Source organism: Methanobrevibacter sp., assembly GCF_030539665.1.
GTDB lineage: Archaea > Methanobacteriota > Methanobacteria > Methanobacteriales > Methanobacteriaceae > Methanocatella.
In genome coordinates, this window is sequence record NZ_JAUNXR010000003.1 from 22,233 (window position 1) to 35,417 (window position 13,185).

Consider the following 13,185-nt stretch of genomic DNA (forward strand, 5'->3'; position numbering starts at 1 on the left):
AAATATTAGGTGGAGATATAACAGAGTTGCCAGAATCAATGCGCAATCTTTACAAAGAAGCTATAGAGCTAATAGAACAGAACGATGATATAAAAATATATACTCACATAGATTGTGATGGTTTGTGTTCTGGTGCAATTCTTTCACAGGTTCTTGATAGGCTTGGAAAGGAACATGAAATTGAATGGGTTAACCTGGATGAATTGAGCGACTTGAAAATCAATCATGACCTGACAATATTTTCAGATTTGGGATCAGGACAGCCAGTGGATAAGAATGCTAAAGAAGGGCAAAATATAATTATCCTAGACCATCACCCTCCATTGAGGGACCTTGACTATGAAACCGATTGCAATTACATTGAAATAAACCCGTTGCATCATGGTATAGATGGGTCATTTTATGTTTGCGGTGGAGGACTATGCTATTTCCTTGCAAGAGAGTTGGGTTATAAGGATTTAAGTTGGATTGGAGTGCTGTCTGCAATTGGAGATATTCAAAATGGAAGAAGTGGAAAATTGGAAGGTTTGAACTCCACCATTCTAAAGGATGCCGAAGACCAAGGCTACATTGACACCACCCCCAATGACATAAACATTTACGGAAGAAAAACAAGACCTCTTTTTGTTGCCCTATCCTACTTTAGTGACGTTAAGATACCGATTACTGGAAATCAAAACACTTCCAAAAGAGTATTGAGAGAGCTGAACATTGACATGGATGGAAGACGTACCCTAAGTGAGCTTTCACAAGAAGAAAAGGGAAAATTATTCAAATACATGCTTAAGGAAATTTCAAAAAGAGTGCCTCAGAAATATGTAAAACATGTTCCGAAACTACTTATTGGGGACGCCTTTGAATTTTTATGTGAAGAGGAAGGGACATTCTTAAGGGATGCAAGCGAATTCTCAACTGCAATGAATGCCTGTGGAAGAAATGAGAAATATCCCGTAGCCCATAAAATCCTTAAAGGAGATAGAGGGGAAGCACTTGACTGTTTAGAACAAATCAGTAAAGAGCATAGGATGAGACTTGCAAAAAACATAGCAAAGGTTGGAGATTCCATAATCGAACTTGAAAATCTTCAGTATTTTGACGGGAAAGATATGGCTCCAAATATAGTTGGAACAGTTACAGGAATGATTTTGGGCAATGGAAACTGGAAAAAACCTATTATAGGATTTGGACAAACTGATGAGGATCATTTGAAAGTTTCCTTAAGATGCTCCAAGCTATTGTCATATGATGGAATACACTTCGGCCACATAATCAGGGAAGTATCAAGAGAATTCGGCGGGGATGGCGGAGGTCACTCCATGGCTTGCGGTGCATATATACCTATTGATAAGAAAGATGAGTTTTTAGAAGAATTCAACAACAGACTTGAGGGAGTAATAGAAAACTAAATATAACTGGATTAAAAAATAAAATAATATTGATAAAAATAGGAGTATCTAAAATGAAAGCATTTAAAAAAAGAGGAGCGCTTACACATTTTCAAATATTAAGTGAAATATCAAAACAAAACCCAAATCTTAAACAAAAAGACCTTGCAGAAACCCTTGGAATTACAATACAAGCAGTTTCCGAAAATATAAAGACATTGATTGAAGAAGGCTACATAACTTCAAAAGATGGAAGGTCACCATACAAGATAACACAGAAAGGAATAGACAAAGTTAAAAAAGATGCAATAGTTCTTAGAAAGTACACAGATTCAGTACTTGAAACTATGAATCATTTTAAAACCGTATGGCCTGCAATAGCTAATGAAAAATTGAAAGAAGGGGAAAAAGTAGGTCTTTATATGGACGGCGGGGTTTTATATGCCTCAAAACAGCCAGCAAGTGCAACTGGAACCGTTTTAAAAGATGCTGAAAAAGGAACCGATGTTGCTTTAGGCGGTCTTACCGGACTTATTGACATGGAAGTCGGTGAAGCGATAATCGTTACACTCCCAAACATTAAAAATGGAGGATCCGATGCGGCAGATTTGGATTTAATCATGAATATCTACGAAAAAGGAACACAACATGGTGGAAAAATAGATAAAATAGCAATCGTAGGTACTGTTTCACGTTCAATTACAAATCAACTCAACTTACCTGTCGATATCGAATTTGCAGCGGCTGCAGGAACTGCAAATGCATGCAGAAAAGGATTGAATGTTTTAGTATTGTCCGTCGGAGATATGACAAAGGCATTTATCCGCGAACTTGAAGAAGAAAAAATAAAATATAATATAATTGATGGTATTAAATAAGGAAGCTAATCATCCTTAACCATCTTTAAAAGAGCTGCAGCCACTTCCAAAGTAGTGTAGTTCTTTCTTGTATACTTTTTAACGGCTTTTGTATAGTTTTTCAAATCATCCTTTTCGATGATGTTTTTAACTTCATCAAAAATAAGACCATTTCTGATTTCTTCCATTTCCTTATAGGAAGGAATTTGCTGCTTTTTAATGCTTGATTTTGTAACATTGCGAATATTGTTTAGCATGTGATGCTCTTTTCCATTGACAAATGTAAATGCATACCCAACATTACCTGCACGAGCTGTTCTTCCTATTCTATGAACATAATACTCTGGATTTTGAGGCACATCATAATTGAAAACCGCCTGAACATTAGGAACGTCAATTCCACGGGCCGCAACATCAGTAGCAACAAGAATCTCAATATTTCCATTTCTAAACTTGTTCATGACCTTATCACGAATCTTTTGTTTCATATCACCATGAATACCATCAACAGAATACCCTCTGCTTTTAAGATGGCGAACAACATAATCCACTCTCTTTTTAGTATTGCAGAATACAAGGCCCAAATTTATGTCATAAACATCTATTAAGCGAGTCAATCCATCAAGCTTATCCCTATCCTTTAGATTATAGTAAAATTCACTGATTTCAGGAACAGTCATTTGTTTTGAATCTATTTTAAGATGTTTTGGATCTCTTTGATAAAATTTAGCTATTCTTTTAATGTCATCAGGAATAGTAGCTGAAAACAGCAATGTTTGCCTTTGTTTAGGAGTATGTCTCAATATCTGTTCTATATCCTCCCTGAAACCCATGTCCAACATTTCATCAGCCTCATCAAGAACAACTGTTTCAATGCCTATAAGGTCAAGAGTTCCCCTTTCGATATGGTCCAAGATACGTCCCGGAGTTCCAATAACAATATGAACACCCTTATTTAAAACTCTAATTTGACGTCCAATCGGTTGACCTCCATAAACTGGCAAAACTTTAAGGTTTTTAATATTTGAACCTAATCTGGAAATCTCATTAGCTACCTGAATTGAAAGTTCCCTTGTAGGGCAGATTATAATTGCTTGGGGAGACTTGTCCTTAATAAAAATCTTCTGCAGAATAGGAATCCCATAAGCTAAAGTTTTTCCACTCCCTGTTTGAGCCTGCCCAATGATGTCCTTTCCCTTAACCGCTTCGGGAATGGTCAATTCTTGAATAGGGGTTGGTTCTTCAAATCCCATATTCCTAATGGCTTTCTTAATATTATTATCAATATCAAAATTATTGAATGTAGTTAAACTCATAAAAATCAATTATTATATTAGATTCCAACAGTATAAAAAGATAATTTTAAAAAAAATAAAAGGAAAATAGGCCTATTTACCTATTTTTGCACTTCCTTTTTCGTAATAATGAGCAATGTCATTACTGTTTTTAAGACAACCAGAATCTCCTTCTAGGATGTCACCATTATATGTGTATGCACGTGCCCTACAACCACCGCAGATGTATCTTGAGTCACATTCACCACAGTGTCCTTTAAGTGCATCTTTGTTTCTGAGGTTTTGTAACAGTTCGTTGTTAACCCATAAATCTTCCATATCTGCGTCCTTAAGGTTTCCTAATTTAAGAATGTCATCGTGTGGGAAGAATACACATGGATACATGTCTCCATTAGGCTCTACGCTCATATAGAATCTACCAGCACCGCATCCACCAACAAAGTCTGCTAATGCTTTCATACCAGGATTGGTATATTCCGGATTGAAGAAGTGTGTTGGTACCATATTGTCGTCTTCAGTTTGGATGGATGTTGAAATATCTGCAAATTGAGGAGCTGTTGATAGGATTTGCATTTCCCCTTTCTTGTTTTCAACATAGATTTTTTTAAGAAGATCGAACCTTTGTTCAGGTGTTAAATCTATTTCTGTAACTTCCTCCGCACATCCTGTTGGAATGAAGTTGTAAAGCATGTACCAGTCAACTCCTAATTCGCGCATGAAATCAATCATGTCATCGATTTCACCAATGTTGTTTTGTGTAACGGTAGTTGAAACCTCTGTAAATACTCCTAATTCGTGGAAGTTTTTAATAGAGTCTACAGCTCTTTGCCAGGAGTTAGGAACACGTCTAAATTCATCGTGAGTTTTTGGGTCTCTTCCATCAAGACTTATTTGAACGAATTGAAGTCCAGCATCAGCAAATTCTTTTGCACGTTTCATATTACCAGTTTTAAAACCATTGGTAGCCATAGAAACATACATTCCCCTGTCGGTTGCATGTCTAATGAAATCTAAGATATTTGGATGGATTGATGGTTCTCCACCTGAAAATGCAATTGAAGTAACTCCAAAATCAGCCAACTTATCAATTCCTGCATGAATCTCTTCTGCTGTGAATTCATCTGCATCTTTCTTACCTGCATTTTCATAGCAGTGAATACATCTGAAATTGCATGCTTTTGTAATGTTCCATACAATTTGGAAAGGTGCACCTGGAACGAAAGGTTTTTTAACACCGAAGCTACCCATACCCTTAATTACACTTACAAGACCTTTACTCCAGTATGGATCCTGCATGGTTGATTTGAATGCCTCTTCAGAGGTATTAAAACTTTTAAGACCTCCTTTAATGATTAATTTCAATGCAGGTACAACAAGGTGACATTTCATACAAATGTCATCCCTTTTACCTAAGTAATAATCAAGAGCGCATTCTAATCTGTTTGCCCCGCATTTTTCACAGTATGCGGTAGCTGCATTAATTGTTTTTTTAGAGATAGGATTGTTAATAAAAGTTTCAAAAGTATTGATCATGGAACTGATATCAGCGCCTTCTACCTCTTCTTCGTTGTTTTTTCTGAAATTCATATTTTCATCCCCATTTAAAAATAATTGCATAATCTATTAACACTTAGAAATTGTGTTATCTAATAGTAATAATGTCTACTATATAAATGTTTTCAAAAATGCACTTATACTTATAATACAAAATTTAATTATGGAAAACAAACTAATACAATCAAATGCTGAGGATTATGATATTGAAAAACATCCCAACATAAAGGGCGTTCAGATAATAGAAGGAAAAAACAACTTTCCAATAAGCTGGTTGAATCAACAGGGATACTGTGAATATCAGATATACCTCCAATATTTCAAGGACATTAAAGTTGGAGCAACAGCTGCAATGAAACAGGGAACTGCAGTCCACAATGAATTGGAAAATAAGTTTAAAGAAACAGCAGAAGTTGCAAGTTTTGAAGATGTCATGGAAATGTCAAAAGAAACAGCAACAATATCAAGGGAAGTATTTGTAATATCTCCTGAAAACGGAATCAGAGGATTCATTGATGAAATACAAATGACTCCCACCGAATTCATCATAATAGATGACAAGCCTGGAACCACACCATACAATTCAACAATAAACCAGGTCAGGGCATATTGCTTGGCTTTTAAAGAACTGATTGGTGATGACACAAGAAAAATAAGAGGAGCATTAAGACAGAGAGGAACAGACAATATCTTTTGGAGCGAGGAATTTAATGAAGATGTTGAAAAATCAATAAAATTCGTCCTAGACAGAATGGAGGGCCTGTTTAACGGGACAAAACCGTTTATCCCAACCAAAAATAAAAATAAATGTAGAAGTTGCAGATATCAAAGTTACTGTGAACACTTCTAACTGCAACACCCTTTTTAAAAAAAATTAATAATATTTAGGTATTTCAATAACTGTGGTTCTTGTAATTGAATCTAAAATCCTATCATCCTTTTTTAGGATTTTTCCAATAGCCCAATCAAAGATTATTGGAATCCAATAGATTTTAGTTAGGTTACGCGCAAAAGCCTGACCCCAGGTAATTCTATAATCCCTAATGTCACGAACCTCCAAATACATTAAAGCCTTACCAACAGTAGCTCCCTTAATCTTTTCAAGCAATGTGAAGTAAACCATGATTATGATAGGAACCACAAATGGGAAATAACTGTAAACCTCAAACAGTTCAAATGGATCCATGAATAAAGATAAAACATAAGAAAAAATCCACATAATAGCAGATACGACAAAAAAATCAGCTATGTATGCTACAACTCTTTTTGAAAATACTGACATCAAATCACCTAACTAACAAACTCTTGGAACCGGATCTGCAATAGGAGCCTCCAATATTCTTTCCCCGCCAATAGGTGTTTCAACAAGAACATAATCTCCCTCAATAACTTCACCAACGATAGCTGCATTTTCACCATATTTTTCGCTTTTGATGGCCGCAAGAACCTCTTCAGCCTTATCGGCCTTAACACCCATTACAACCTTACCTTCATTAGCTACTTCAAAAGGATCAATACCCAACATTTCAGATGCCGCTCTTACTTCCTCACGGATAGGAATGGCTTCCTGCTCAAGACGTATTCCAACACCAGATTTAGATGCCATTTCATTAATAGCGTTTGCAAATCCACCACGAGTAGGATCCTTCATTGCAGTGACACCACCAACATCCAATGCCTTTTTAATAACGTTCCACATAGGGGCAACATCAGATTGCAAATCAGTTTCAAAACCGAAACCTTCCCTAAAGGACATCAAACTGATTCCATGATCTCCAAGAGTACCGGTAACAATGATCTTATCCCCAACTTCCAAAGTAGAGTCCCTAATGATTTCGTCTTTTTTGGCTACCCCAATACCTGTAGTAACCATAACAATACCGTCAAGACTGCCTTGATTAACTACCTTGGTATCACCGGCAACAACAGCAACATCTACCTCACTACATGCCTCATCGAGAGATTTCATAATCTTATCCAAATCTTCAATCGGGAACCCCTCTTGCATAATAATAGCATTAGTAATAGCTAATGGCTTTGCTCCCATAACAGCCACATCGTTTATAGTTCCTGAAGCTGAAATTCTTCCTATATCTCCACCAGGGAAAAATAAAGGATCAATTGTATGGCCATCAGTAGTTATAACAATCTCATAATCACCTAATGGGATGGATGCACCATCATCTAAATCATCTAAGCTTACTCCACCATTTACACTTTTTTTAGTGATATTGTCGAGAACTGTCTTAGAGATTAAATTAGCCATTACTTCTCCACCAGCACCGTGATTCATACTAATTTTATCATCTGACATTGTATCTCCTAAAAAAATTTAAAATTATAATAAAATAATATTTGTTGAATAAACTATTTAATAATAGTTATTTGTAAAAAAAGTTTTGAAATAAAATAAAAAAGAGAATTAAAGAAATTATTCTTTAATTAAAACACCGTTAATAACACCATCTTGACCAGGTCTTGATGTTACTTTAGCATTACCTTCAGGAGTTTCTACAATAGCCCCTTTAGTAATGATATTCCTTCTTACGTAGTTTGGGTTTGCAGTGTTTTCAACTACACCAATAATATCTAAAACTTGGGTTTTGTTAGTGTCAGGATTAGTTACGTTGATTTTGTTACCGGTAGCTAATCTGAGTTTTTCGTTTCCACCACGAGTTCTGATTTTTCTTAATTTTTTTTCATCTACTCTAGTTTCTGCAGGTTCTCTACCTAATTGTGCTTTTCTTTTTCCACGGTTTGCTTTGTTTCTAGCACCAGATGGACTTCTTGTTGATTTTCCTTGAGAAATTGCCATTATTTCACCAAATAAATATAATAATTTTATTAAATAAATAAGTAATCGCAATCAATAAGACACTTTCATCTAAATTATCTGACAAGAAAAAATGATAATTTAAATATTCGAGAGCAATAAAGCATCTTAAAGAATAATGATAATAAAATATTACTTCTTTCTAATATATAAAGTTTTATTAGAAGAATGCATCCAAACTTTGTTGGAATTCTCCCCTAGCCAAATCTTCAAGATCTTTTTTTGAATAGCCTAAAGGCCCCATAATCCTAGCAACAGCAGGGATTAGTTGATTATTAATATAATAGTCCCTATCATACTCCAAACCATCGCTATATTCATATGGAACGGCTTTTTGACTGATCGGACCCTTTCCCTTAACAATAATATACTGAACGATGGTGCCCTTGCTAACCTTAATTCCATGAGCTTCAATTTGACGAGCGGCCACCACATGAGGTCCTACCTGCTTATAGTCATCCAATTTCTTTGTAATTTGAGTGTGGATGATTAGCTCTTTCATATCAACATTTCCGCTCTTCAATTTTTTCAGAACTTTTTTAACTTCATCAATTGCCTTTTGAGTGTTACCCTCTTTAAGAATGGCCATAAGGACATTTTCCTGAGTTTTTTTAACAATTGGAGCCCAATCCCTTCTTACAAGTTCAAGACCTTTAGCAATTATCTCTCCCTCTTCAATAACAGCATATCTTTTTTTACTTACAAAGAATCCACGCCTGTAGAAACCTTCATATTCCAGTTCCATACTTTCAGGAAGAGTATCATTAATATAATCAATAAATGATTGAGCCTGATTCTTAATCTCTTGTTCCAGTTCTAGTTGTTTAACATCGTCTTGCAAGAAAAGCACCTACTAATACTATTGACTTCAACATATAAAATAATTTTCAATCGGAACCCTTCAATCAAAATTTTTAAATATTTTCAAAAATAAATTTTTAAGTACATGAGAAAAACTGATAAGGCAAATGAAAGTGTTGTATTTTTTGATGTTGACGATACATTACTAGACACCTCCAAATTTGCAGAAACTGCTAGAAGAACAGCTATTGAGACAATGGTTGACAACGGGCTTCCCCTCAAAAAGGATATAGCCTACTCCACATTAAAAACCGTCATTAAAGAAAAAGGATCAAATTATGACAAACATTTTAATGTTTTGACAAAGGCGCTTTTAGGAAAGGAGGACCCAATGCTTGTTGCACTTGGTATGGTAACCTACCACAATGTTAAATTTTCTCTTTTAAGACCATTTCCAAAAACAATCGACACATTAATCTATTTGAAAAGTCAGGGATACAAATTAGGAGTAATTTCCAATGGAATTACAATAAAACAGTGGGAAAAGCTCGTAAGATTGAACGTATACCAGTTTTTCGACGAGGTTATAACTTCAGAAGAGGTAGGATATGCAAAGCCAAGCAAAGAAATTTATGAGGAAGCGTTGAGAAGAATGAAGGCCGACCCTGAAAAAAGTGTCATGATTGGGAATAAATTTTTAGAAGACGCTTTAGGAGCAGTTGAAGCTGGATTAAGTGCAATACTTGTAAATTCAAATATAACTAATTCTGAAAGATTAAGAATAAAAAAAGAAAATTTAGATATTAAAATTGTCGATAATATTGGAGATATTAACACAATTTTATAAAAAATGAATCAACACTAAGTTTTAAAAAACTTAGTGACTTATTTTAATTTAGAAATCCAATTCCAAAGTAACTGGACAGTGATCTGAACCCATTACGTTGTCTTCAATGGTTGCTGAAAGTACCTTATCCTTCAAATCTTCACTTACGAAGAAATAGTCCAGTCTCCAGCCGATTCCTTTGGACCTTGCATGATACCTATAGCTCCACCAGGAATATTTCTCTTCTGTAGGATGCAATTCCCTAAATGTATCAATAAAACCCAAATCTAAAAATTCAGATAGCCAATCTCTTTCTGCAGGCAAAAATCCTGAGTTTTCATGGTTTTTTTCCGGATTTTTCAAGTCAATAGGCTCATGAGCAATGTTAACATCCCCAGATATTACAATGCTGCGACCTGCATCCTTAAGATCAATAATATAGTTTGTAAGGGTGTTACAGAACTTGATTTTCTTATCTAACTTTGCCCCTCTTGTTCCACTGTTTGGGAAGTATATGTTGAGCAAGGTAAAATCCTCAAAATCTGATCTTAAAAGACGACCTTCCATATCCAATTCTATGTCCCCCAATCCATGGAAGACATTGACTGGTTTTACCTTGGAGTATGTTGCAACCCCACTGTAACCCTTTTTCTCTGCTGTGGTAAAGTATGAGTTGTAACCATCAATATTGTATAGGTCAGCAGGAATATCATCAATATTCGCTCTGATTTCTTGCAAATTGATTATATCCGCTTTACTATTGTTGAACCAGTTCCAAAATTCTGGCTTTTTATTAACTGCCCTTATTCCATTTACATTCCATGATGTAAGTTTAATTGACATCTTTTTCATCTCCTACAATTAATTATTTTTTATAAGTCAATTCCATTTGTAATTGGCAATTCACGTAGCCATTTGATATCGCTTTTGTAAAGCATACGAATATCTGAGATATCGTAACGTATCATGGCCAACCTTTCAATACCAAGTCCAAACGCAAGTACAGGAACGTCAATTCCTAACGGTTCAAGAACTTCAGGTCTGAACATTCCAGAACCACCAAGCTCAATCCAAGCACCCTTATCCTCCAAATAAACTTCACATTCAGTGGAAAGATAAGTGTATGGGAAGTATGCTGGCCTGAATCTTACTTCGAATCCTAATTTTTTATAGAATTCTTTTAATGTTCCAAGTAAGTTCTGATAGCTGATTCCAGGTGCTCCAACAATTCCTTCAACTTGATGGAACTCAGGTAAATGTTTGTATGTGATAGTTTCACGTCTAAATACACGACCTACTGAGAACATTTTAAAAGGAGGTTCATTTTCATATAAATATTTTGTGGAAACTCCCGTAGTATGAGTCCTGAGTACACTTTGACGTGCAACATCCTCATCCCAATCATATTGCCATCCTGTAGAACCGGTATTTCCACCGTTTTCATGAACTGTAGCTGTTAATTTTACTAGATCCTCGTCATCAGGCAAATCACAGGTCAATGGGTTTTTAACATAAAATGTATCCTGCATTTCACGAGCAGCATGGTCTTGAGGTTGGAAAAGTGAATCGAAATTCCAAAATGCTGAATCAAGAATAGGCCTGTTGGATTCTGTAAAACCAAGATTTAAGAAAATTTCCCTAATTTCCTCAATAATCCTTCTGAGAGGATGTTCCTTACCTGGAAATATTTTAGGAGCTTCAGCATTTATATCATAAGGCCTGTATTGGAGATTTCTCCATTCCCCATCTTTAAGTTGTTGGTGTGTTAATTGAGTAGCCTGTTCTTGAATAGTAAAACCTACATCTAAAATATCTTTACCTTTAGACAATACTTTAAAAGAATGTGAGGTGTTCTTTTTGGTATCCAATAGGTTTTTTCTATTGTTGAGTAATTTAAATCCATCTAACAAATCGTCATCCAATTCATTTTTAATTGTTGACTCCGCTTCAAAAAGATATTTGAGGAGCTTTTCATCGTCCCCTAACTTCTCTGCACTTTCGCGACCCACATCGGTAATCTTAATAATGCCCTTGTCAACGGTAGCCCAATGTTTACGGTTTAGCCAACCGATTGCAATACCAGTGTCCTTTTTATCGATTCCTGATTTTGCTGCAAGTTCACCCATTGGAATTTCATCTTCAGCAACCAAAACGTCAAGAATTCTTCTCTCAGGCAATCCAAACTCAGCATAGCTTTTACCGTCATCGGTCAATGAAAGAATTTCATCAATATCCTTTTCAACTTCAATAATCTCTTTTGATGCAAGAGAACCGGCCGCACTCATTACTGATTTAATATCCATGCCGGTAATTTCAGCAACTTCATCAGGAGTTACATCCCTGTTTTTTTCCAATTCTTGCAATAGCTTTTTTTCGTAAATATGTAATTCATTAATGGTTTTTTTAATATCCTCACTCATTAAAACACCTACTTGTTTATTCTATATTATATATGATAATCATAATATAAAAAGCATTTCAATGTTAAGAATGAAAAAAATGATTTGTTTTGATAAGATTCCATTTATGATTGAAAATGATTCCAAATAGAACCGTTCACTTTATTTATAAGAAAATAGATTGAAAAATCATCATTAAAAAGTAATTGGAATGACAACTAGGATATTAAAAGAATAAAACAAAAGGAATATCCAAAGTAGGATGCCTGGAATCAAAAAAAGATAATTTAAAATATAAGATTGGAATTTAAAGAAAATCTCTTTAAATTCGTTGAAGCTTTTTTTAGCTAAAACTTTTCACTTAACAGACTAAGCATGATTGAAGCTGCAGTTAAGTCTGCTGTTGTTCCCGGATTTAACTTGTTTTCAAACAGGTAATCGTCAAACTCCCTAACCTTGTCCATGAAATTGATGGCGTCAACATAGCCCAACAGTTCTGCAGCCATTTCAGATACTTCCTCTGCCTTTTCATCGCCGTATTTTCTAGATATTAATGTATCTGGAGTTGTTGAGAGAATCTTTAAAAATGTTAAAACTCCACTCATGTTAAGGGAGGTTTCTTTCTTAAGTTTTGAGTATTCCTTAAACCCTATTTCAAAGCAAACCGGAAGGGTAGTGGTTAATTCACTGGCTAGCCTATCCCAAGGAGCTGAGATTTCAAGAACATCATACATTGTCTGATTGTTTTCCCTAAGTTCCTGTTTTGCATTCTCACCAGCTACATCATACTCATCCTGTTCACCCATTCCTCCAGCATCTGCAATATTAATGGCATCGTAAAGATTTATTGCATCATCTACAGTTGTATGTGCCATTAAATCAACCACATTTTCACGTATTTGATAGAAGTCTTCACTAATAGCTGCTGCTGCTGAAATTGGCACAAGCAACATTACAATTCCAAGATTAGTATTGTTTGCAATCCAATTGTCGGTTTCTTTTACAGCTTCCAATATGTATTTTCCAAGTTGTGCAGAAGCCAAATCATCCTTATCAACATTTTCGGCAACTTCCCTTATTGTGTCACCTATAACAACACCACTTATTAAAAAGTCTTCAAAGACCATGTCATCGTAATCTCTTGTTCTATGAACGTTTCCAGGTTTGGGAAATCCGCTAACCTCAAGACAAGATGCGATTTGGGCTATTTTAGCTATTGTTTTAGAATCCATGAT

At 35.3% G+C, this 13,185-nt stretch carries 13 protein-coding genes; 4 read left to right on the plus strand and 9 right to left on the minus strand.

Features of this window, described 5'->3' with window-relative positions; translation table 11 throughout:
* The first annotated feature begins 17 nt into the window (after positions 1-17).
* Positions 18-1,406 (plus strand): DHH family phosphoesterase, encoded by a 1,389-nt coding sequence (locus Q4P18_RS04125; RefSeq protein WP_303336562.1) that lies wholly within the window; start codon positions 18-20, stop codon positions 1,404-1,406.
* Positions 1,407-1,459: 53 nt separating this feature from the next.
* Positions 1,460-2,263, plus strand: a complete 804-nt coding sequence (locus tag Q4P18_RS04130) for a winged helix-turn-helix transcriptional regulator (RefSeq protein WP_303335979.1) — start codon at positions 1,460-1,462, stop codon at positions 2,261-2,263.
* A 5-nt stretch (positions 2,264-2,268) separates the two neighbouring features.
* Here the strand turns inward: Q4P18_RS04130 and Q4P18_RS04135 are convergent, their stop codons facing one another.
* Complete coding sequence (locus Q4P18_RS04135) at positions 2,269-3,558, minus strand: DEAD/DEAH box helicase (protein ID WP_303335982.1); 1,290 nt, start codon at positions 3,556-3,558, stop codon at positions 2,269-2,271.
* A 72-nt stretch (positions 3,559-3,630) separates the two neighbouring features.
* Positions 3,631-5,124 carry a radical SAM protein gene (locus tag Q4P18_RS04140; protein WP_303335984.1) on the minus strand — a complete coding sequence of 498 codons (1,494 nt, stop codon included), beginning with the start codon at positions 5,122-5,124 and terminating at the stop codon, positions 3,631-3,633.
* Between the two features lie 130 nt (positions 5,125-5,254).
* On the opposite strand from Q4P18_RS04140, the gene cas4 reads away from it, so the two are divergent.
* A complete protein-coding gene (gene cas4 / locus Q4P18_RS04145; protein WP_303335986.1) occupies positions 5,255-5,941 on the plus strand; it encodes a CRISPR-associated protein Cas4 in 687 nt (228 codons plus the stop codon).
* Between the two features lie 24 nt (positions 5,942-5,965).
* On the opposite strand, the gene Q4P18_RS04150 is transcribed toward cas4, so the two are convergent.
* From Q4P18_RS04150 to Q4P18_RS04165, 4 genes are all read right to left on the minus strand, one after another.
* Positions 5,966-6,373, minus strand: a complete 408-nt coding sequence (locus Q4P18_RS04150; protein WP_303335988.1) for an RDD family protein — start codon at positions 6,371-6,373, stop codon at positions 5,966-5,968.
* 12 nt (positions 6,374-6,385) lie between these two features.
* Entirely contained in the window at positions 6,386-7,405 is a 1,020-nt protein-coding gene (gene hypE, locus Q4P18_RS04155) for a hydrogenase expression/formation protein HypE (protein ID WP_303335990.1), read from the minus strand.
* A gap of 117 nt (positions 7,406-7,522) precedes the next feature.
* Positions 7,523-7,906, minus strand: a complete 384-nt coding sequence (locus Q4P18_RS04160; protein WP_303335992.1) for a 30S ribosomal protein S8e — start codon at positions 7,904-7,906, stop codon at positions 7,523-7,525.
* A gap of 178 nt (positions 7,907-8,084) precedes the next feature.
* On the minus strand, positions 8,085-8,765 hold the full coding sequence (locus Q4P18_RS04165; RefSeq protein ID WP_303335994.1) for a DNA polymerase domain-containing protein: 681 nt from the start codon (positions 8,763-8,765) through the stop codon (positions 8,085-8,087).
* 105 nt (positions 8,766-8,870) lie between these two features.
* Here Q4P18_RS04165 and Q4P18_RS04170 point away from each other — a divergent pair, with 105 nt between their 5' ends.
* Complete coding sequence (locus Q4P18_RS04170) at positions 8,871-9,572, plus strand: TIGR02253 family HAD-type hydrolase (RefSeq protein WP_303335995.1); 702 nt, start codon at positions 8,871-8,873, stop codon at positions 9,570-9,572.
* 48 nt (positions 9,573-9,620) lie between these two features.
* On the opposite strand, the gene Q4P18_RS04175 is transcribed toward Q4P18_RS04170, so the two are convergent.
* The 3 genes from Q4P18_RS04175 to Q4P18_RS04185 all read right to left on the minus strand — a co-directional run bounded on the left by Q4P18_RS04175 (position 9,621) and on the right by Q4P18_RS04185 (position 13,182).
* Positions 9,621-10,394, minus strand: a complete 774-nt coding sequence (locus tag Q4P18_RS04175; protein ID WP_303335996.1) for an exodeoxyribonuclease III — start codon at positions 10,392-10,394, stop codon at positions 9,621-9,623.
* Between the two features lie 29 nt (positions 10,395-10,423).
* Positions 10,424-11,971: a phenylalanine--tRNA ligase subunit alpha gene (locus tag Q4P18_RS04180; RefSeq protein ID WP_303335998.1), complete on the minus strand. Its 1,548-nt coding sequence runs from the start codon at positions 11,969-11,971 to the stop codon at positions 10,424-10,426.
* A 326-nt stretch (positions 11,972-12,297) separates the two neighbouring features.
* Complete coding sequence (locus Q4P18_RS04185) at positions 12,298-13,182, minus strand: triphosphoribosyl-dephospho-CoA synthase (protein ID WP_303336000.1); 885 nt, start codon at positions 13,180-13,182, stop codon at positions 12,298-12,300.
* Between the last annotated feature and the right edge of the window lie 3 nt (positions 13,183-13,185).

Coding starts and splice junctions, on each gene's coding strand:
- Q4P18_RS04130 (WP_303335979.1), top strand. CDS start 1,460: ATGAAAGCATTTAAAAAAAGAGGAGCGCTTACACATTTTCAAATATTA.
- Q4P18_RS04135 (WP_303335982.1), bottom strand. CDS start 3,558: ATGAGTTTAACTACATTCAATAATTTTGATATTGATAATAATATTAAG.
- Q4P18_RS04140 (WP_303335984.1), bottom strand. CDS start 5,124: ATGAATTTCAGAAAAAACAACGAAGAAGAGGTAGAAGGCGCTGATATC.
- cas4 (WP_303335986.1), top strand. CDS start 5,255: ATGGAAAACAAACTAATACAATCAAATGCTGAGGATTATGATATTGAA.
- Q4P18_RS04150 (WP_303335988.1), bottom strand. CDS start 6,373: ATGTCAGTATTTTCAAAAAGAGTTGTAGCATACATAGCTGATTTTTTT.
- hypE (WP_303335990.1), bottom strand. CDS start 7,405: ATGTCAGATGATAAAATTAGTATGAATCACGGTGCTGGTGGAGAAGTA.
- Q4P18_RS04160 (WP_303335992.1), bottom strand. CDS start 7,906: ATGGCAATTTCTCAAGGAAAATCAACAAGAAGTCCATCTGGTGCTAGA.
- Q4P18_RS04170 (WP_303335995.1), top strand. CDS start 8,871: ATGAGAAAAACTGATAAGGCAAATGAAAGTGTTGTATTTTTTGATGTT.
- Q4P18_RS04175 (WP_303335996.1), bottom strand. CDS start 10,394: ATGTCAATTAAACTTACATCATGGAATGTAAATGGAATAAGGGCAGTT.
- Q4P18_RS04180 (WP_303335998.1), bottom strand. CDS start 11,971: ATGAGTGAGGATATTAAAAAAACCATTAATGAATTACATATTTACGAA.
- Q4P18_RS04185 (WP_303336000.1), bottom strand. CDS start 13,182: ATGGATTCTAAAACAATAGCTAAAATAGCCCAAATCGCATCTTGTCTT.